The 18,779-nt window shown below is 72.5% G+C and carries 16 protein-coding genes; 6 read left to right on the top strand and 10 right to left on the bottom strand.

Annotated elements, in window-relative coordinates; all coding sequences use genetic code 11:
• Positions 1-3: 3 nt before the first annotated feature.
• The 4 genes from nadC to ACIBAF_RS28765 are packed head-to-tail and all read right to left on the bottom strand — an operon-like array spanning position 4 to position 4,677.
• On the bottom strand, positions 4-990 hold the full coding sequence (gene nadC / locus ACIBAF_RS28780; RefSeq protein ID WP_399466821.1) for a carboxylating nicotinate-nucleotide diphosphorylase: 987 nt from the start codon (positions 988-990) through the stop codon (positions 4-6).
• A gap of 5 nt (positions 991-995) precedes the next feature.
• Positions 996-2,726 carry an L-aspartate oxidase gene (locus ACIBAF_RS28775; RefSeq protein ID WP_399466820.1) on the bottom strand — a complete coding sequence of 577 codons (1,731 nt, stop codon included), beginning with the start codon at positions 2,724-2,726 and terminating at the stop codon, positions 996-998.
• On the bottom strand, positions 2,723-3,715 hold the full coding sequence (gene panC, locus ACIBAF_RS28770) for a pantoate--beta-alanine ligase (protein WP_399466819.1): 993 nt from the start codon (positions 3,713-3,715) through the stop codon (positions 2,723-2,725). Before panC ends, ACIBAF_RS28775 begins: the two co-directional genes overlap by 4 nt.
• A complete protein-coding gene (locus ACIBAF_RS28765) occupies positions 3,712-4,677 on the bottom strand; it encodes a Rossmann-like and DUF2520 domain-containing protein (RefSeq protein ID WP_399466818.1) in 966 nt (321 codons plus the stop codon). The genes panC and ACIBAF_RS28765 overlap by 4 nt, the downstream gene beginning before the upstream one ends.
• Before the next feature lie 244 nt (positions 4,678-4,921).
• Here ACIBAF_RS28765 and ACIBAF_RS28760 point away from each other — a divergent pair, with 244 nt between their 5' ends.
• The gene (locus ACIBAF_RS28760) at positions 4,922-6,124 is read left to right on the top strand and encodes a threonine aldolase family protein (RefSeq protein ID WP_399466816.1); all 1,203 of its coding nucleotides are present in this window, start codon (positions 4,922-4,924) and stop codon (positions 6,122-6,124) included.
• Between the two features lie 33 nt (positions 6,125-6,157).
• Here ACIBAF_RS28760 and ACIBAF_RS28755 read toward each other — a convergent pair whose 3' ends face one another.
• The gene (locus tag ACIBAF_RS28755; RefSeq protein WP_399466815.1) at positions 6,158-6,367 is read right to left on the bottom strand and encodes a hypothetical protein; all 210 of its coding nucleotides are present in this window, start codon (positions 6,365-6,367) and stop codon (positions 6,158-6,160) included.
• A gap of 168 nt (positions 6,368-6,535) precedes the next feature.
• On the opposite strand from ACIBAF_RS28755, the gene ACIBAF_RS28750 reads away from it, so the two are divergent.
• On the top strand, positions 6,536-7,642 hold the full coding sequence (locus tag ACIBAF_RS28750) for a DUF5937 family protein (protein WP_399466814.1): 1,107 nt from the start codon (positions 6,536-6,538) through the stop codon (positions 7,640-7,642).
• A gap of 18 nt (positions 7,643-7,660) precedes the next feature.
• On the opposite strand, the gene ACIBAF_RS28745 is transcribed toward ACIBAF_RS28750, so the two are convergent.
• Positions 7,661-8,329, bottom strand: a complete 669-nt coding sequence (locus ACIBAF_RS28745) for a response regulator (RefSeq protein ID WP_399466813.1) — start codon at positions 8,327-8,329, stop codon at positions 7,661-7,663.
• 78 nt (positions 8,330-8,407) lie between these two features.
• Complete coding sequence (locus tag ACIBAF_RS28740) at positions 8,408-9,610, bottom strand: sensor histidine kinase (protein ID WP_399466811.1); 1,203 nt, start codon at positions 9,608-9,610, stop codon at positions 8,408-8,410.
• Between the two features lie 118 nt (positions 9,611-9,728).
• Between ACIBAF_RS28740 and ACIBAF_RS28735 the strand changes: the two genes are divergently transcribed.
• Positions 9,729-10,763, top strand: a complete 1,035-nt coding sequence (locus tag ACIBAF_RS28735) for an SAM-dependent methyltransferase (RefSeq protein WP_399466809.1) — start codon at positions 9,729-9,731, stop codon at positions 10,761-10,763.
• Between the two features lie 3 nt (positions 10,764-10,766).
• On the opposite strand, the gene ACIBAF_RS28730 is transcribed toward ACIBAF_RS28735, so the two are convergent.
• Positions 10,767-11,918: an NADH-quinone oxidoreductase subunit D gene (locus ACIBAF_RS28730; RefSeq protein ID WP_399466808.1), complete on the bottom strand. Its 1,152-nt coding sequence runs from the start codon at positions 11,916-11,918 to the stop codon at positions 10,767-10,769.
• Positions 11,919-11,950: 32 nt separating this feature from the next.
• Between ACIBAF_RS28730 and ACIBAF_RS28725 the strand changes: the two genes are divergently transcribed.
• Positions 11,951-12,463, top strand: coding sequence for a PH domain-containing protein (locus ACIBAF_RS28725; RefSeq protein WP_399466807.1), 513 nt, complete (start codon positions 11,951-11,953; stop codon positions 12,461-12,463).
• Positions 12,460-13,854 carry a PH domain-containing protein gene (locus tag ACIBAF_RS28720; RefSeq protein ID WP_399466806.1) on the top strand — a complete coding sequence of 465 codons (1,395 nt, stop codon included), beginning with the start codon at positions 12,460-12,462 and terminating at the stop codon, positions 13,852-13,854. Before ACIBAF_RS28725 ends, ACIBAF_RS28720 begins: the two co-directional genes overlap by 4 nt.
• An 18-nt stretch (positions 13,855-13,872) precedes the next feature.
• Here ACIBAF_RS28720 and ACIBAF_RS28715 read toward each other — a convergent pair whose 3' ends face one another.
• Positions 13,873-15,423: a hypothetical protein gene (locus ACIBAF_RS28715; RefSeq protein WP_399466804.1), complete on the bottom strand. Its 1,551-nt coding sequence runs from the start codon at positions 15,421-15,423 to the stop codon at positions 13,873-13,875.
• A 154-nt stretch (positions 15,424-15,577) separates the two neighbouring features.
• On the bottom strand, positions 15,578-16,705 hold the full coding sequence (locus ACIBAF_RS28710; RefSeq protein ID WP_399466802.1) for an alpha/beta hydrolase: 1,128 nt from the start codon (positions 16,703-16,705) through the stop codon (positions 15,578-15,580).
• Positions 16,706-16,938: 233 nt separating this feature from the next.
• Between ACIBAF_RS28710 and ACIBAF_RS28705 the strand changes: the two genes are divergently transcribed.
• The gene (locus ACIBAF_RS28705; protein ID WP_399466801.1) at positions 16,939-18,750 is read left to right on the top strand and encodes a phosphatidylglycerol lysyltransferase domain-containing protein; all 1,812 of its coding nucleotides are present in this window, start codon (positions 16,939-16,941) and stop codon (positions 18,748-18,750) included.
• Positions 18,751-18,779 lie beyond the last annotated feature (29 nt).

The following is an 18,779-nucleotide window of genomic DNA, read 5'->3' as shown; positions in this document are numbered from 1 at the left end:
TTCCTACTCGGCCGCTCGCAGATCCAGACCGATGTCAAGGATCGGCGAGGAGTGCGTCAGAGCGCCCACGGCGAGGAAGTCGACGCCTGTGTCGGCGTACGCCTTGGCGTTCTCCAGGGTCAGCCGGCCCGACGCCTCCAGCAGGGCGCGCCCGGCGACGATGCCGACGGCCTCGGCGCACTCGCCGGGCGTGAAGTTGTCCAGCAGGATCAGGTCCGCTCCGGCGTCGACGACCTCGCGCAGCTGGTGCAGGGTGTCGACCTCGACCTCGATCGGCACGTCCGGGAAGGCCTCCCGTACGGCCTCGAAGGCCCGGGTCACGCCGCCGGCGGCGACCACGTGGTTGTCCTTGACCAGAGCCGCGTCCGACAGCGACATGCGGTGGTTGACGCCTCCGCCGGAGCGGACGGCGAACTTCTCCAGGGAGCGCAGGCCCGGCGTCGTCTTCCGGGTGTCACGCACGCGTGCCTTGGTGCCCTCCAGGACGTCCGCCCACGCGCGCGTGGCGGTCGCGATGCCGGACAGGCGGCACAGCAGGTTGAGCGCGCTGCGCTCGGCGGTGAGGAGGTCACGCGTGCGCGTGGTGACCGACAGCAGCTTCTGGCCGGCCTCCACCCGGTCGCCGTCCTCCACGTGCCGCTCGACCTCGAACTCGTCCGAGCAGACGACCGAGACGACCGCCTCGGCGATCCTGAGGCCCGCGACCACGCCCGTCTCGCGCGCGGTGAAGTCGGCGGTGGCGACCGCGTCCTCGGGGATGGTCGCGACCGTCGTCACGTCGACACCGTGGTCCAGGTCCTCCTGGATGGCGACGTTGGCGATGTCCTCGACCTCGACGGGGTCGAGACCGGCGTCGGCCAGGAGCTGGGCGAGCGCGGGGTCCAGCCCGCACTCCATGTATTCCGCGTCGGCGAACTCGGCGTCGGCGCCACAGGCACAGCCGTCGCCGCAGCCGCCGCTCTGGGCGAGGGGAAGGTCGGGGGTGCTCACTTCTGTCACTGCTCCTGGGGACGGTGCTCCGGCTGGTGCTGCCGGGTCGGGGGGAAGTCTGCGGTATCGGTGGTGTGTACGGCGAGCGTGCGGTCCGGATTCAGCCGGACGACGATGTGACGCCGCCAGTTCGCGTCGTCGCGGTCGGCGTGGTCCTCACGCCAGTGGCAGCCACGGGTCTCCTCGCGCCGCCGGGCGGCGGCGACCAGGACGCGCGCTACGCACAGGAGGTTGGTGGCCTCCCAGGTGTCGACGCCGGGCTCGGCCGTCTTGCCGTTCTCGTCGAGGGCGTCGCGGGCCTCGCTGTGCAGCCTCTGAAGGTGGTCGGCGGCCTTCTTCAGGGACTCGGCGGAGCGCAGGACGCCCGCGCCGACGGTCATGATCCGCTGGATGGCGAACCGGGCCTCGGGGGCCAGCAGCGGGTGCGCGGGCTTCTCGGGGCGCTCCACCGGCGCGGGCACGCGCGCGTGGAGGCCGTCGTCCGCCTGGCTCGCGGCGATGTCGGCGACGATGCGCTCCGCGTAGACGAGGCCCTCCAGGAGGGAGTTCGACGCGAGCCGGTTCGCGCCGTGCACGCCGGTGCAGGCGACCTCCCCGCACGCGTACAGGCCCGGCACGGTCGTGCGGCCGTGGGAGTCGGTGCGCACGCCTCCGGAGGCGTAGTGGGCGGCCGGGGCGACCGGGACGGGCTCGGTGACCGGGTCGATGCCGTGCGCTCGGCAGGCGGCGAGGATCGTCGGGAAGCGGTGCTCCCACATGTCGGCGCCGAAGTGCCGGGCGTCGAGGAACATGTGCTCGGCGTCCTGCTCCTGCATGCGGCGCATGATGCCCTTGGCGACGATGTCCCGGGGCGCGAGCTCGGCGAGCTCGTGCTGCCCGACCATGAAGCGCACGCCGTCCGCGTCCACCAGGTGGGCGCCCTCGCCGCGCACGGCCTCCGAGACGAGGGGCTGCTGGCCCTCCGCGTCGGCGCCGAGGAACAGCACGGTCGGGTGGAACTGGACGAACTCCAGGTCGGAGACCTCCGCGCCCGCGCGCAGGGCCAGCGCCACGCCGTCGCCGGTGGACACCGACGGGTTGGTGGTGGCGGAGAACACCTGTCCCATGCCGCCGGTCGCCAGGACGACCGCGGGGGCGTGCACGGCGCCCACGCCGTCGTGCTGGCCCTCGCCCATGACGTGCAGGGTGACGCCCGCGGTGCGGCCGTCGGCGTCCATGAGCAGGTCCAGCACGAGCGCGTTCTCAATCGTGCGCAAGCCACGCGCGCGTACCGCCTCGACGAGCGCGCGGGAGATCTCCGCGCCGGTCGCGTCGCCTCCCGCGTGTGCGATACGGCGGCGGTGGTGGCCGCCCTCGCGGGTGAGCTCCAGGCCGCCTTCCTCGGACTCGTCGAAGTGGGCGCCGGTCTCGATCAGCCGGCGCACGGCGTCGGGGCCCTCGGTGACGAGGATCCGGACGGCGTCCTCGTCGCACAGGCCCGCGCCCGCCACCAACGTGTCGTCCAGGTGCTGTTCGGGCGTGTCGCCCTCGCCCAGGGCCGCTGCTATGCCGCCCTGCGCCCAGCGGGTGGAGCCGTCGTCGAGGCGGGCCTTGGTGACGACGACCGTCTTCAGGCCGGCAGCCTCGCAGCGCAGGGCCGCGGTCAGGCCGGCGACGCCGGAACCGACGACGACGACGTCAGCGGCGATGCTCCACCCGGGCGCGGGCGCGTGCAGTCGTATGCCTGTGCTGGTCACGAGGCGGCTCCGAAGGTGAGGGGGAGGTTGTCGATCAGCCGGGTCGTGCCGACCCGGGCGGCGACGGCGAGGACGGCCTCGCCGGTGAAGTCGTCCTCGATCTCGGTGAAGTCGGACGGGTCGACGAGCGCGAGGTAGTCCAGTTGCAGCGGCGGGTCGAGGCGGGCGGCGTCGTCGAGGACCATGCGGGCGGCCGCGCGGACGGCCGCGGGGTTGCCGGGCGTGGCCTTGGCGACGGCGTGCGCGTCGGCGGCCGCGCGGGACTCCCCTATGGCGCTGAGCGCCTCGGCGCGCGCCTGCGTGGCGGGCACCTCACGCGCGCGTGCTCGCAGCGCCTCCTGCGCGGCGTGCCGGTCGCCGCCCGCGAACAGGGCCTGGGAGAGCGCGAGCGCGGTGCGCCGCTCCTTGGCGGACAGGTAGCGGTTGCGGCTGGACAGGGCCAGCCCGTCGTCTTCGCGCACGGTGGGCACGGCGACGATCTCCACGCCGAAGTTCAGGTCCCGCACCATGCGGCGGATCAGGGCGAGCTGCTGGGCGTCCTTCTGCCCGAACAGGGCCACGTCGGGCCGGGTGAGGTGCAGCAGCTTGGCGACGACGGTGAGCATGCCGTCGAAGTGCCCGGGGCGCGAACTGCCCTCCAGGCGCTCCCCCATGGGGCCAGCGGTGATGCGGACCTGGGGCTCGCCGCCCGGGTAGACCTCGTCCACGGCGGGGGCGAACACCACGTCCGCTCCGGACTGCTCGGCGATCTTGACGTCGGCGTCCAGGGTGCGCGGGTAGCGGTCGAGGTCCTCGCCCGCGCCGAACTGCAGCGGGTTGACGAAGACTGTGACGACGACCTCGCCGTCCGGCCCGGCGAGTTCGCGGGCGGTGCGCACGAGCGTGGCGTGGCCCTCGTGCAGGGCGCCCATGGTCATCACGACGGCCCGGCGGCCGCCACGCGTGCGTGCGTGCAGTTCGCCGGCGGTGCGCAGCAGGATGGTGGTCATCCGGCATCTCCTTCGGTGCCGTGCGGGCCGGGAGTTCCGGGGCTGCCAGGAGTGCCGTGGGCGCCCTCGGCGAGCACGCCGAGGAGGTCCTGGGCCAGTTCGGGCTTGAGGAGCCCGTGGGCGAGCGCGCGGTCGGCGGTCGCGCGGGCCATCGCGAGGTAGCCGGCGACGGTCTGCGGGGCGTGCTCGCGCAGCTGCGCGACGTGCGCGGCGACCGTGCCCGCGTCCCCGCGCGCGACGGGGCCGGTGAGCGCCCCGTCGCCGGAACGCAGCGCGTTGTCGAGGGCGGCGCCGAGCAGCGGGCCGAGCATCCGGTCGGGGGCGTCGACGCCGGCCGCGCGCAGCAGCTCCATGGACTGGGCGACCAGCGTGACCAGGTGGTTGGCGCCCAGGGCGAGGGCTGCGTGGTAGAGCGGCCGGCGTTCCTCGGCGATCCACTCCGGCTCGCCGCCCATCTCGATCACGAGAGCCTCCGCGGCCAGCCGCAGCTCGTCGGGCGCGGTGACGCCGAAGGAGCAGCCGGCCAGGCGCTGGACGTCCACGGGCGTGCCGGTGAACGTCATCGCGGGGTGCAGCGCGAGCGGCAGCGCGCCCGCGCGCAGGGCGGGGTCGAGGACCTTCGCGCCGTACCGCCCGGAGGTGTGCACGAGCAGCTGGCCCGGCCGTACGGCGCCGGTCTCGGCGAGGCCCTCCACGAGGCCGGGCAGGGTGTCGTCGGGGACGGTCAGCAGCACCAGGTCCGAGCGCTGGAGGACCTCGGCGGGCGGGACGAGGGGCACGTCGGGCAGCAGGAGCGCGGCGCGCCTCCTGGAGGCGTCGGAGACGCCGGAGACGGCGACCGGGCGGTGCCCGGCGAGCTGGAGGGACGCAGCCAGGGCGGGACCCACCCGGCCGGCGCCGACCACGCCCACGGCGAGCCGCGCGGGGCGGTCCCTGGGGTCTGGCTGTTGGGCTGTACTCACGCGACGACGGCCTTCCGTTCCAGTCCGCTCCGGGTACCGGACGATTTCTCGTCATGTTAACGCGATCGGTTCGAGAGACGTCCGGTTGTCCACAGGCTGTGGGCTTTCCCACCCGCTTCCTGCCCGCTCCCCGCCTGCTCCCCGCCTGCTTCCCCCGGCTGCCTTCCCCGGCTGGCTTCCGGTGCCGGGCGGGGGCCGGAAATGCGCGTGCCGACGCGAGCCGCCGCACGGCATCATCCGGGGCATGGCGAACACGGCAGAGCACGACGATGAGAAGACGGCGCGGCAGCGCCTGCGGGAGCGGCGGGCGGTCGCCTTCCGGGAGGCGGAACGCGTCCTGTCGCGCGGCGGCTTCCGGAGCTCGCTGCGGGATCGGCTGGCCCTGCTGCTGCAGGAGGCCGCACAGGTCTACGACCTGGACGAACCCGGGGACATGTACGGCGACAGGATCGTGGAGGCCCTTGAGGAGCGGGTCGCCGAACTGCTGGGGACGGAGGCCGCCGCGTTCTTCCCGACCGGCACGATGGCCCAGCAGATCGCCCTGCGCTGCTGGGCGGGCCGCACCGGCAACCCCACGGTCGCGCTGCACGCGCTGAGTCATCCCGAGGTATGGGAGCGGGGCGCGTTCACCACCGTCAGCGAGCTGCGCACGGTCCAGGTGACGCGCGAGCCCCGTCTGCCCACGGCCGAGGAGGTCCGCGGCTTCGAGGAGCCGTTCGGGGCGCTGATGCTGGAACTGCCCCTCAGGGACGCCGGTTTCGTGCTCCCCTCCTGGGAGGAGCTGACCGAGGTCGTCGAGGCGGCGCGCGAGCGCGACGCGGTGGTGCACTTCGACGGCGCGCGGCTGTGGGAGACGACCCACCACTTCGGCCGCCCCCTGCGGGAGATAGCGGACCTGGCGGACAGCGTCTATGTGTCGTTCTACAAGTCCCTCGACGGCTTCGGCGGCGCCGCGCTCGCCGGCCCGAAGTCGCTGGTGGAGGAGGCGAAGACCTGGCGGCACCGCTACGGCGGAATGATCTTCCAGCAGTTTCCCACCGCACTGTCCGCCCTCATCGGCCTGGAGCGGGAACTGCCGCGGCTGCCGGAATACGTGGCCCACGCGCGCGTGGTGGCCGCCGCACTGCGCGAGGGGTTCGCCGAGGCCGGGGTGCCGTGGGCCCGTGTGCACCCCGAGGTGCCGCACACCCACGAGTTCCAGGTCTGGCTGCCGTACGAGGCGGACGTGCTCGCCGAAGCGGCGGCGCTCCAGGCCGAGGAGACGAAGACGATGCTCTTCGCCACCGCATGGGAGCGCGGCGGCCCGGGGCTGTCTCACACCGAGGTCTCCGTCCGCGCCGCCGGCCTCACGTGGACGGCGGACGACGTGAGGGCGGCGGTCGCAGACTTCATGGACCGGGTGGCACGCGTGGTCGAGGAGGCCGGCAAGCAGGGGGTCAGCAGGTAGGAGGGTCGGCCGGCGCAGGTCAGCGGGTGGGGGTCAGCAGGTGGGGCGCGGGCGCAGTCGGCGGGCCAGTGCCCGGCGCAGCCGCCCGCGCGCGGGACGGCTCGCGAGGACCGCGCGGAACTGCTGGTAGTCGCGCAGTTCGCGCATCACCTGCCAGTCGTGGGCGCCGGGCGCCGGGACGGGGGGCTCGCCGTGCTGCCGGGCGCGGTAGGCGTCGAGGGCGTACTGCTGCGTGATGCTCATGGCCGATGCCTCTTCGGGACGTGTCGGGACGTGGAAGGGGAATCCGGAAGGCTCCGCGGCGGCCCCGGTGTCCTCAGGCTGCGCCCGGCCCGTGCCCCGCGTCGCGTCGATTGACGGCGGCCGTCAATCGGGAACCGCCCTGTCAGTGGCGAGGTGCACCATGAGGGCATGGGCGTGAACATCGACATCGCGGGGCTGCGGCCGGACAGGGTCGCCGTCGTTCCCTCGCCCCTGGCCGAGCTCGGTCAGGCACTGCACGCACTGTCCGAGCCGGGGCACCACCCCGGCCTGCAGGGCTGGGTCACCGGCGTCACCGCCCGGCTCGACCCACGGCTGGCCGACCGGATGTGCGAGGCCGACTTCCTGTGGCGGACGACTTTCTCGGACCTCTTCCTCCCCTACGCGGGCATCCCGGGCCGCAGCACGCTCCCCGGAGCCACGCTCGCCGAGGAACTCGACCTCCTGGACAAGCTGACGGACGAGGAGTTCGTGGACCTCGCCCTGGAGTTCACCTGCGCGCCCGGGTACGACCTGCCGGCCCCCAGCGTCCTGTCCGACCCCGCTCTGCAGAGCCGCACCTTCGAACTGGCCGCCTCGCGCGGACCGCGCCAGGTGCGGTTCACCCGGCGGGTGCTCGATGACCCGCCACGCGTGCGTGCCTGGCTGAGGGAGTTCCTGGAGGACTGCGAAGAGGCGTTCTTCGCCGACGTCTGGGCCCGCGTGAGCCACGCTCTCGCGGCGGACGCCCGCCACAAGACGGACCTGCTGCGCCGCAAGGGCCTGGCCGAAGCGCTCACCGCGGTGTCCCCGGCCGTGACACTGGACGAGCACACCGCGCGGATCGTCGTCGACAAACTGGTCGACGGCCGCTGCACCACGGGCGACGGGGGCCTGTTGCTGGTGCCGACGAGTCTCGGCTGGCCGCACCTGGCGGTGCTGCACCGGTACGGCTGGCAGCCGGTGATCCACTACCCGGTCGGTTCGCCGGAGCTGACGTCACCGCCGTCGGTGGAGCAGCTGACGCTGCGGCTGACCGCGCTGTCCCACCCCGTGCGGATGCGGATCTGCCGCCAACTGGCCCGCAGCGCCTACACCACGACCGAGCTGGCCCAGGTCCACGGCATGACGGCCCCCGAGATATCCCGCCACCTCGGCGTCCTGAAGAAGGCGGGCCTGCTCACCACGCGCCGGCGCGGTCGGTACGTGCTGCACCAGCTCGATGTGACCGTGGTGGCCCGGCTGGGCAGCGACTTCCTGGAGGGGATCCTCCGCTAGGACCTGTCCAGGCGGGGCTCAGTGGCCGCCCGCGCGGACGAGCCCCGTCTCATACGCCAGGACCACCACCTGAACCCGGTCGCGCAGGCCCAGCTTGGTGAGGATGCGGCCCACGTGGGTCTTGACGGTCGCTTCGGACAGCACCAGCCGGGCCGCGATCTCCCCGTTGGACAGCCCCTGGGCGACCAGCACCATCACCTCGCGCTCCCGCTCCGTGAGCCGCTCCAGCCCCTTGTGCTGGGGTTCCTTGCCGGCGCTGGGCAGCATCGGCGCGAACCGGTCGAGGAGTCGGCGGGTGGTGGACGGGGCGACCACGGCGTCGCCGCTGTGCACGGAGCGGATGGCGGCGAGGAGCTCACCCGGCGGCACGTCCTTCAGCATGAAGCCGGAGGCTCCGGCCTTCAGTCCGGAGAACGCGTACTCGTCCAGGTCGAAGGTGGTCAGGATCAGCACCTTCGGCGGTTCGGGCTCCGCGCAGATGCGCCGGGTGGCCTCCACGCCGTCCAGCTTCGGCATGCGGACGTCCATCAGCACGACGTCCACCTCCGTGGACCGCACCACCTGCAGGGCCTCGACACCGTCGCCCGCCTCCGCCACGACCTCCATGTCCGGCTGGGCGGCGAGCACCATCCGAAACCCGGTGCGCAGCAGCACCTGGTCGTCGACGAGCATCACGCGGATGGTCATGAGGTCCTCTTCCGTGGGTCTTCGCTGGGTGGCAGCGAGGGGGGCGTGACAGGTGTCAACAGGGGGCGCACATCGGCGTCAATGCGCGGGTTTGAGCGGGAGCAGGGCGCTGATGCGGAATCCTCCGCCGGGCCGCGGGCCCGCGTCCAGGGTGCCGCCCACCATGCCGACCCGCTCGCGCATGCCGATCAGGCCATGGCCCGCACCGTCGGCGCCGCCTTCCTCGTACAGCTCGTGCGGGGCGCCCTTGCCGTCGTCCTCGACGAGCAGGCCGAGGCCGTCGTCGAAGTAGACCAGGCGCACGCTCGCGCCCGCGTTCGGTCCGCCGTGCTTGCGCGTGTTCGTGAGCGCCTCCTGCACGATGCGGTACGCCGTCAGCTCGACGCCGCTGGGCAGCGGCCGCGCAGTGCCCTCGACCTTGAAGTCCACCGGCAGACCCGAACCGCGGCACTGCTCGACGAGGTCCTCGATCTGCTCGACGTCCGGCTGCGGCACGTACTCGCCGCCCTCCTGGTGCTCGCCGGTGCGCAGCACGCCCAGCAGGCGGCGCATCTCGGCGAGGGCCTGCCGGCCGGTGGAGGAGATCGTCTCCAGGGCCTTCTTCGCCTGGTCGGGCGCGGCGTCGAGGACATAGGCGGCGCCGTCGGCCTGCACCACCATCACCGACACGTTGTGCGCGACGACGTCGTGCAGCTCGCGCGCGATGCGGGCGCGCTCCGCGGCGACCGCGACCTTCGCCTGCGCCTCGCGCTCCTTCTCCAGACGCTCCGCGCGCTCCTCCAGCTGAGCGAAGTAGGCGCGACGGGTGCGAATGGAGTCGCCCAGCACCCAGGCGAGGGCGAACGGCACCGTCTGGAAGACGATGACCGCCACCTGGCCGGGCACGCTCGCGTTCTCGTGCGGCCAGCGCACCTGCGCGAGGGTGGCCGCGCTCAGCGCCATGACCAGGGAGAGGCGGGAGGCCCAGCGAGCGCCGGTCGCGGCGACCGTGTAGACGATCACCAGGAGGGCGAAGTCGGCCGCCGTGACCCCGACGTTCAGCACCAGCTGAGCCAGTCCGAGCGCTGCGGCAAGCACGAGCATCTTCTCGGGCATGAGCCGACGCAACGCTATGACCAGGCACAACAGGAACACGACCGGCACCAGCAGCGCCATGGAGTCGGTGCCGCCGCGGTCCTGTCCCGCGGTTCCGGCAGCCGCGGAGATCCCGAACAGGACGAAGGCCCAGAAGCCGTCGACCCAGGTCGGGTGTCTGCGGAGGAAGTCATAGAGGCGCTGCACGTAACCCAGCGTAGGGAAGGCCGATGCGTGCAGGGGTCAACCGGAGGGCCGATCCGGTGCGGGCGTGCGTACTCCGCAAGGTGGATGCCGTGATCACCTGTACGCCTAGTCTGACCGGATGGTGGACGAGGTGACCGATCCGGGCGGATGGCGCGGCTGGCGGGCCGCGACGCAGGCCGCGCTGTACGGCACCGATGCGACGAGCGGCTTCTACCGGCGGCCCGAGGGCCCGGCCGGGCACTTCCGCACGTCCGTGCACGCCTCGCCGCTCTTCGCCGGGGCCGTGGCCCGGCTCCTCTGCCGGGTCGACGAGGCGCTGGGCCGTCCCGCGTCGCTCGACTTCGTCGACATGGCCGCCGGCCGGGGCGAACTGGTCACCGCGGTGCTCGCCGCGCTCCCCGACGACGTGGCGGCCCGCACGCGCGCGTACGCCGTCGAAGTCGTCGGCCGCCCCGAGGGCCTCGCTCCCCGGATCGAGTGGCTGCCCGAGCCCCCACAACAGGTCACCGGTCTGTTGTTCGCCAACGAGTGGCTCGACAACGTGCCCCTGGAGGTCGCGGAAGTCGACGCCGCGGGGGTGGCGCGGCTGGTGCTCGTCCGCGACGACGGGGTCGAACGGCTCGGGGAGCCGTTGTCCGGCGCGGAGGCGCAGTGGCTCGCCCGCTGGTGGCCGTGGCCGTCGGCGCGCGAGGAAGGGCTCCGGGCGGAGATCGGGCTGCCCCGGGACACCGCGTGGGCGTCCGCCGTCGGCTGCGTCGTACGGGGGCTCGCGGTGGCGGTGGACTACGCGCACTCGGCGGACGCACGCCCCCCGTTCGGGACGCTCACCGGCTTCCGGGAGGGCCGTGAGACGGCGCCCGTGCCGGACGGGTCCTGCGACATCACGGCCCACGTCGCGCTGGACGCGTGCGCGGAGGCGGGCGAGAGGGGCTCCTGCGCCCGTCTGCTCACCCAACGCACGGCGCTGCACGCCCTGGGCGTGACCGGCGCACGCCCCCCGCTCGCGCTCGCCTCCACCGACCCCGCGGCCTATGTGCGCGCCCTCGCGAGCGCCGGAGAGGCCGCCGAGCTCACCGCGGCGGACGGACTGGGCGACTTCGGGTGGCTTCTCCAGCCGGTTGGAATTCCGGACCCGCTCGACACTGCGGTGTGATCCCTACTTGTCGATGTCCCCGACCACGAAGAACATCGACCCCAGGATCGCCACCATGTCCGCGACCAGCGTGCCCGGCAGCAGTTCGGTGAGCGCCTGGATGTTGTTGTACGACGCCGAGCGCAGCTTCAGCCGGTACGGGGTCTTCTCGCCCTTGCTGACGAGGTAGTAGCCGTTGATGCCGAGCGGGTTCTCGGTCCACGCGTACGTGTGCCCCTCGGGCGCCTTGAGGACCTTCGGGAGCCGCTGGTTGACGGGGCCGGGCGGCAGGTCGGCGAGCCGGTCCAGGCACGCGTCCGCGAGGTCGAGCGCGTTGTGCGTCTGCTCCAGGAGGCACTCGAAGCGCGCGAGGCAGTCGCCCTCGGTCCGGTGCACCACCTTCAGGGTGTCCTGCAGCTCGCCGTACGCGAGATAGGGCTCGTCGCGGCGCAGGTCGAAGTCGACGCCCGAGGCCCGCGCGATGGGCCCGCTCACGCCGTACGCGTGCACATGCTCCGGCGCGAGGACGCCCACGTCCCGCGTGCGCCCCCGGAAGATCTCGTTGCCGAGCACGAGGTCGTCGAAGACGTCCATGCGGGAACGCACCGCGGCGACGGCGCCACGCGCGCGCGTGGACCAGCCCGCCGGGATGTCCTCCTTGAGGCCGCCGACGCGGTTGAACATGTAGTGCATGCGCCCGCCGGAGACCTCCTCCATGACGTTCTGGAGCACCTCGCGCTCGCGGAAGGCATAGAAGACCGGTGTGATGCCGCCCAGTTCCAGCGGATACGACCCGAGGAACATCAGGTGGTTCAGCACCCGGTTCAGCTCGGCCAGCAGCGTGCGGGTCCACACCGCGCGCGGGGGCACCTCCATGCCGAGCATCCGCTCCACCGCGAGGACCACGCCCAGTTCGTTCGAGAACGCCGACAGCCAGTCGTGGCGGTTGGCCAGCATGACGATCTGGCGGTAGTCGCGGGCCTCGAACAGCTTCTCCGCGCCACGGTGCATGTAGCCGATCACCGGCTCCGCGTGCTGGATGCGCTCGCCGTCCAGCACGAGCCGCAGCCGCAGCACACCGTGCGTGGAGGGATGCTGGGGGCCGATGTTGAGCACCATGTCGGTGCTCTCCGCGGCACCGCCGATCCCGACCGTGGTCTCCGTCTGAGGAGTCATGCATCACAGTCTCCCCTACGTACGCTGGCCGCATGGAGACGGGGAGCCCTGGGGGCGTGGAGACGACGGACACCGGATCGGCCGGACCCGTGTGGACCGGACTGCCTCCGGGGCTGCTGCGGATGCGGCGCCTGTTGCTGGTGGTGTGGCTGGGACTGGCGGCCGTCGGCATCGGGCTGCCGCTCGGCCTGTTCGTCGGCCCTGTGTGGGCGGCGTTCGCGTTGCTGCCGCTGGCCGGCATCGGCTGGGGGTGGGTGCTGCTCGGCCGTAACTGGCGCTCCTGGCGGTACGCCGAGCGGGCCGACGACCTGCTGATCAGCCGGGGTGTGCTGTGGCGCGAGGAGACCGTCGTGCCCTACGGACGCATGCAGCTCGTGGAGGTCACCTCGGGTCCCGTCGAGCGGCACTTCGGGCTGGCCAGCGTCCAGCTGCACACCGCGGCCGCCGCGACCGACGCGACCATCCCGGGCCTGGACCCGGCCGAGGCGGAACGACTGCGCGACCGGCTCACCGAGCTCGGCGAGGCCCGATCGGCGGGACTGTGACGACCCCGGGCGTCGAGGACGACGTCCCGGACACGCCTGCCGAGGCGAACGTGTACGGCATATCGGACGGGCCCGCCTCCGGCACCCGCCCGCAGCGGCCCGTCACCGAGCGCAGGCTGCACCCGGTCACGCCGTTCCGGCGGGCGTGGGCGCCGATCGCGGTCCTCGTCGGCTGGGCGGTGCACGACCCGAACCAGGCACAGGAGCAGCTGACCCGGCTCACCACCACGACCCTGCTGATCGCGCTCGCCGTCCTCGTCCCCGCGGCCTCCCTCTACGGCTTTCTGACCTGGTGGTTCACCCATTTCGCGGTGACGGACAGCGAACTGCGCATCCGGACCGGCCTGCTGTTCCGGCGCACCGCGCACATCCGGCTGGAACGCATCCAGGCGATCGACGTCGGCCAGCCGCTGCTGGCGCGGATCGCGGGCGTCGCGAAGCTGCGGCTCGACGTGGTCGGCGCCGAGAAGAAGGACGAACTCGCCTTCCTGGGCGAGGAAGAGGCCCGCGTACTGCGGGCGGAGCTGCTCGCGCGGGCGGCGGGTTTCGCCCCGGAGACGGCGCACGAAGTGGGCGAGGCGCCCGCGCGCGAGCTGTTGCGCGTACCGGCGCGCAAGCTGGCGATCTCACTGGTGCTGACCGGCGCGACCTGGGGCGCGCTGGCCGCCGCGCTGGTCGTGCCGCCGGTGCTGTGGCTGGCCACCCACAGCGTGTGGACGGTCCTCGCGACCGGTGTGCCGCTGCTCGGCGCGGCGGGCGCGAGCAGCGTGGGACGGTTCGTCGGCGAGTACGACTGGACGGTCGGCGAGTCCCCGGACGGGCTGCGGATCGACCACGGGCTGCTGGACCGTACACACGAGACGGTCCCGCCCGGACGCGTGCAGACCGTGCGGATCGTCCGGCCGCTGCTGTGGCGGCGGCTCGGCTGGGTGCGCGTCGAGCTGCATGTGGCCGGCTCGGCCAACTCCGTGCTTGTGCCGGTCGCCCCGCGCGAGGCCGCGGAGGCCGTCGTCGCGCGCGTGCTGCCCGGGGTGAGCGTCCCGGCCGAGGACTCGCTGTCGCGCTCGCCGCGACGGGCCGGGCGGTGTGTGCCGGTGTGGTGGCGGGGCTACGGGATCGCCGTCACAGACAGCGTGTTCGCCGCCCGGCACGGACTGCTGCGCCGCACCCTGACGCTCGTGCCGCACGCCAAGGTGCAGAGCGTGCGGCTGACGCAAGGGCCCTGGCAGCGCCTCTGGCGCCTCGCGGACGTCCATGTGGACACGGGAGCCGACAAGACCGTCACAGCCCGCCTGCGGGACGCACAGGAGGCCGCGGAGCTGCTCCGCGGCCAGGCCGAACGGTCGCGGACCGGGCGCCTGGACGCCCGGCCCGACCGGTGGATGGCTTAGGACTGCACGGCGCCGGCGTCAGGAGACGGCGCTGCGCAGCCCCTGGAGGTCGATCACCTCGGTCTCGTCGTGGGCGGTCAGGTCGATCACCTGGCCCACACCGCGCGACGCCTCGTCGACCGGCTTGAACTCTCCCTCGGACTCGGCCTTGTGCAGCGCGAGAGCCTCCTGGCCGACGACGTCGGCGAGGTCCTCGTTCTGCAACGACTCCAGCGTGTCGGGCGACGACGCGCTCTTCGTGCCGAAGAAGTCGAACCCGCCCTCGGCCGTCGGACGCCGTACGGGCTGCGTGGCGGGTACGACGGCCACGGCGGTCGGGACGGCGAAGTGGCCGGAGGGACGCTGCACGGGAGCGGCGGGACGGCGGACGAGCGCGGAGCCGACCTCGGCGGCCGGGGCAGGGGTCGGCGACGGCTCGGGCCGCGCGGACTCCGCCTCGTTCGCGTTCGCGTCATCCGCGCGGGTCACGCCGGCCTCACCGGCCACGTCGTTCGCCTCATTCGTCGCGCCGTTCGCGTCGTTCGCGCCGTTCGCGTCGGCAGAGGCCTCTTCCGGAGCTTCCTGCTTCGCCTCGTCGCTCTCCGCGACCTCGTTCTGCGGAGCCGGGGCGTCCTCGTCCGCCGTGTGGGGGGCGACCGCGCGCGCGTGCTCGTCGGCCGCCTCGGAATTCCCCTGCGCCTCGTCCTCCTGCGCGGCCTCCGTCTCGCCACCGGCGGCGGCGACCTCCACGGAGGTCGTCCGCGCGGGCTCCTCCTCGGCGTGGTCCTCGCTCTTGGCCGCCTTGGCGGCTTCGGTGTCGAACCGGGCCAGCGCCGCCTGCGCCCGCAGGAACAGCTTCGATCCCTCAGGGGAGAAGACCGCCGGAGCCTTCGGCTCCTCCTCGGCCGGCTCCACGGGCTCGGCCGACTCCCCGGACTCCGCCGACTCGGCGGACTCGACTGCCTCAGCCGTCTCCCGGGTCTCCTCGGCCTTCTCGGCCTTCTCGGTCTCCCGCGCCTCGGTGTCCGTCTCGACGGCGTCCGTGCTCTCAGCGGCGTCGATGTCCCGCGTGGCGGGCGTGCCGGTCGACTCGGTGTCCTGTGCCGTGCGCGCGGCAGGCAGTGCGGGCGAGGGAGCCGCTTCTATCTCGAGCAGACGGCGGCCCTCCAGGGCGGTGGCGCGCTCGGTCTCCGCGGTGGCGTAGCGGCGCAGCAGCGCGGCGTGCTCGTTGCGCAGGCCGGCCAGTTCGGTGCGCTTGGACCGCAGTCGCTGCTCCAGCTTGACGCGCAGCTCACGCGACTCGTCGAGGTCGCTCTCCAATTCGGCGACGCGTTCCTCGTAACGCCATTCGTCACCGGCACGCGCGCGCGTGAGGTCGGCGACCTGCTTGCCTGCCTGCATGTCCCAGCGGCGCATCACGACCGCGCCGACGATCGCCGTCGCCGCGGCGGCCGCGGCCAGACCCCGGAGCACTGTCGGCTCCGTGAACACCCAGGGGCCTAGGGCGCAGAGAAGGGAGACGCTTGCGATCGCCGAGGGAGGCAGCAGCCTGTGCAAAGGTGGGGAATGGCGGTGACGTCCACGTGGCATGGCCAGAAACTTACCGCGCGTAGGCGATTGTTGGCGCCCCGCCCCGCAAAAACACAGCCATACCGAAGTCTTCACAGAGCATCAGCAAAGAGTGCTGCCGTCGAATTCGACGGCAAACAAGATCATTTCCGGTCGGAGCCGTCGAGGGCCGCCGTCACCGGTCGCCCAGCCGCCCGCTGATCCACTGAAGTGTCGGCGGGATCTCCCGCCGCCAGGTGTTGAAGTTGTGGCCGCCGCTGTCCAGGACGATCGAGGAGATCCTGGTTTTGCCCGTGCCCTTCGCCAGCGCTATGAACTTCATCGTGGCCTTGTAGTTGGATTCTCCAACCTTGCTGGTGGTGACGAGCAGCGAGGTATTCGGAGCGGAACGATTCTTCAGATACCAGAGCAAATCAGCCTCATTGCGCAGGGTCTTGTTCCCGTGGAAGAGATCGCCGGTGGTCGGGTCGATCGGCGCCTTGTAATACGCCGAAAGGCCCGCACCGGCCGCATAGGCCTCCGGATGGTGCATCGCCAGCTTCAGGGCGCAGTAGCCGCCCGTGGAGTCGCCGATGATCCCCCAGTTGCCGGGCTTCTTGCCGACCCTGTAGTGAGCCGTCACGGCGTCCGGCAGGTCCTTCGCGAAGAACGACTCGGTCTGCGGCCCACCCGGGATGTCCACGCACTCCGTGTCCCGCGGCGGCGCCACCGTCGGCCGCAGCATCACCAGGATCATCGGCTGCATGCGCCCGTCCTTGGCGAGCTCCCGCGCGGTGCTCGGGTAGTGCAACTTGTTGACGAGCGCCTCCGCCGTACCGGGGTACCCCGTCAGGATGACGGCGGCGGGGAACGTACGCGTGCGGTACGCCGGGTCGAAGTACTCCGGCGGCAGGTACACGTACGCGGTCGTGGTTATGTGCGTCGTCCTCCCGTTGACGGCGACCTTCTGAACCTGCCCGCCCAGCTGCGGCCGCCCGCTGCCGCCGCCGTCCACGCGCCGCGTGTCGACGACCTGCAGCGGCCCCGCCGGGCCGCCGTCCGCCGCGTGGTCGACGACCACGCCCTGGTCCGTCTCCTTGCCGAACAGATCGGCCCAGCTGGCGTAGAAGCCGAAGGCCTGGTTGGCGGAGAGCCCCACCGACGCGAACAGCGCCAACTGGGTGGCGAGCAGCAGACCGACGCGCCCGCTGACGGCCCGCCAGTTGCGCCGGGCCAGGCGCGGCCACAGCCACACCGTGCCGACGAACAGCGCGAGGGCGAACAGCACTGACAACAACAGCACTTTGTTGCTCGTGAGACCCACGATGGTTTCCTGCCTGCTCTCCGTCCGGGAACACGCCCGTCCCCCCGACTCCTTCGCGAGGGCTTGTCCCAGACTTTCCTTGGCCTTTTCAGTGGCTTTGAGGAGACGAGTGAACCTCTCAGCCCTAGACACCGTCCTAGAGGGCGCAATGTCGCCGGATGCCCGAATCGGCACCGGGTTCAAGGTCTCTCGCGGAACTACGGGATGCGATGTCTGTCACGGAAGATGGGGAAATGTCGGGCGGGGTTCCGCGCCGATCAAGCCGGGTGCGGCAGATAGTGCGAGGTCCGCGCCCCGAGTCCGTACCTGCCCTGGTCGGCAGAGCGTGCGCCCTCGTGGGTCTGCTGGACGTCGCCGCGGGTGTCTTCCCGCGGTTCAGGCACAGCCGTATGCACACCTTCGCCGAGGTGCTGCCCGGTTCCTTCGGGCCCTTCGCGGCCGCGCTGTCCCTCAGCGCGGGCGTCCTGCTGCTGCTGCTCGCCCACGGCCTCAAGCGGGCCAAGCGGCGCGCCTGGCGCGCGGCGGTGGTGCTGCTCCCGGCGGGCGCGGTCGCACAGTTCGTATACCGGCACTCCATCGTGGGCGCGCTCATCTCTGTCGCGCTCCTGGTCCCGCTGCTGGTGCACCGCGACCAGTTCGCGGCGCTGCCCGATCCGCGCAGCCGCTGGCGCGCGCTGGCCAACTTCGTCCTCATGGGAGCCGGCTCCCTCGGTCTGGGGCTGGTCATCGTCAGCGTCCACCCCAACCGCATGATCGGCGACCCGAGCCTGGCCGATCGCATTACGCACGTCCTGTACGGCCTCTTCGGCTTCGAGGGCCCGGTCGACTACCAGGGCAACACCTCCTGGACGGTCGCCTTCTCCCTGGGCGCGCTGGGATGGATCACCGCGGTGACGACGATCTACCTCGCGTTCCGCCCCGAGCACCCGGCCGCGCAGCTCACCGAGGAGGACGAGACCCGCCTGCGGGCCCTGCTGGACAAGCACGGCCGCCGCGACTCCCTCGGCCACTTCGCGCTGCGTCGCGACAAGGCCGTCGTCTTCTCCCCCAGCGGGAAGGCGGCCGTCACCTACCGCGTCGTCTCCGGCGTGATGCTCGCCAGCGGCGACCCCATCGGCGACGTCGAGGCGTGGCCCGGCGCGATCGAGCGCTTCATGGACGAGGCCAAGGCCCACTCCTGGACTCCGGCCGTCATGGGCTGCTCGGAGACCGGCGGCGAGGTCTGGACCCGCGAGACCGGTCTGGACGCCCTCGAACTGGGCGACGAGGCGGTGGTGGACGTAGCGGATTTCTCCCTGGCCGGCCGCGCGATGCGCAACGTGCGCCAGATGGTCAAGCGCATCGAACGCGCCGGTTACGAGACCCGGGTCCGGCGCGTGGCTGACCTCGGCGAGGCCGAACTGGAGCGCATCCGCCTCGCCGCCGAGGACTGGCGCGGCACCGACACCGAGCGCGGCTTCTCCATGGCCCTGGGCCGCGTCGGCGACGCCGCCGACGCCGACTGCCTCATCGCCACCGCCCACAAGACCGACGAGGCCCCCGGCGAGTACGGCGACCTGAAGGCGATCCTGCACTTCGTGCCCTGGGGCCCGGACGGCGCCTCCCTGGACCTGATGCGCCGCGACCGCTCCGCCGACCCCGGCATGAACGAACTCCTCATCGTCGCCGCCCTCCAGGCGGCCCCCAAGTTCGGCATCACGCGCGTGTCGCTGAACTTCGCGATGTTCCGCTCGGCGCTGGCCCGCGGCGAGAAGATCGGCGCCGGCCCGGTGCTGCGCGCCTGGCGCGGCCTGCTGGTGTTCCTCTCCCGCTGGTTCCAGATCGAGTCCCTGTACAAGTTCAACGCCAAGTTCCAGCCCCGCTGGGAGCCCCGCTTCGTCGTCTACCGGGCCTCCGGCGACCTTCCCCGCATCGGCTTCGCCGCGATGCAGGCCGAAGGCTTCGTCAACCTCGCCCTCCCGCTGCCGCGCTTCCTGCGCCGCCGCTCCAAAGCGGCCCGCGTGTGCGCGCACACGGTGGCGGAGAGGGACGTACGGGCGGCATAGCCGCAACGATGAAGGTCCAGCGGGACTCG

The sequence above is a fragment of the Streptomyces sp. NPDC051677 genome (assembly GCF_044453465.1).
Classification (GTDB): Bacteria; Actinomycetota; Actinomycetes; order Streptomycetales; family Streptomycetaceae; genus Streptomyces.
This window is presented reverse-complemented; position numbering and strand designations above follow the sequence as displayed.

Bases quoted from the DNA above. Each gene is read 5' to 3' on its own strand.
- ACIBAF_RS28755 (WP_399466815.1), bottom strand. From the start codon at position 6,367: ATGAGCATCACGCAGCAGTACGCCCTCGACGCCTACCGCGCCCGGCAG.
- ACIBAF_RS28760 (WP_399466816.1), top strand. From the start codon at position 4,922: ATGGCGAACACGGCAGAGCACGACGATGAGAAGACGGCGCGGCAGCGC.
- ACIBAF_RS28745 (WP_399466813.1), bottom strand. From the start codon at position 8,329: ATGACCATCCGCGTGATGCTCGTCGACGACCAGGTGCTGCTGCGCACC.
- ACIBAF_RS28725 (WP_399466807.1), top strand. From the start codon at position 11,951: ATGGAGACGGGGAGCCCTGGGGGCGTGGAGACGACGGACACCGGATCG.
- ACIBAF_RS28750 (WP_399466814.1), top strand. From the start codon at position 6,536: ATGGGCGTGAACATCGACATCGCGGGGCTGCGGCCGGACAGGGTCGCC.
- ACIBAF_RS28730 (WP_399466808.1), bottom strand. From the start codon at position 11,918: ATGACTCCTCAGACGGAGACCACGGTCGGGATCGGCGGTGCCGCGGAG.
- ACIBAF_RS28735 (WP_399466809.1), top strand. From the start codon at position 9,729: ATGGTGGACGAGGTGACCGATCCGGGCGGATGGCGCGGCTGGCGGGCC.
- panC (WP_399466819.1), bottom strand. From the start codon at position 3,715: ATGACCACCATCCTGCTGCGCACCGCCGGCGAACTGCACGCACGCACG.
- ACIBAF_RS28705 (WP_399466801.1), top strand. From the start codon at position 16,939: ATGTCGGGCGGGGTTCCGCGCCGATCAAGCCGGGTGCGGCAGATAGTG.
- ACIBAF_RS28715 (WP_399466804.1), bottom strand. From the start codon at position 15,423: ATGCCACGTGGACGTCACCGCCATTCCCCACCTTTGCACAGGCTGCTG.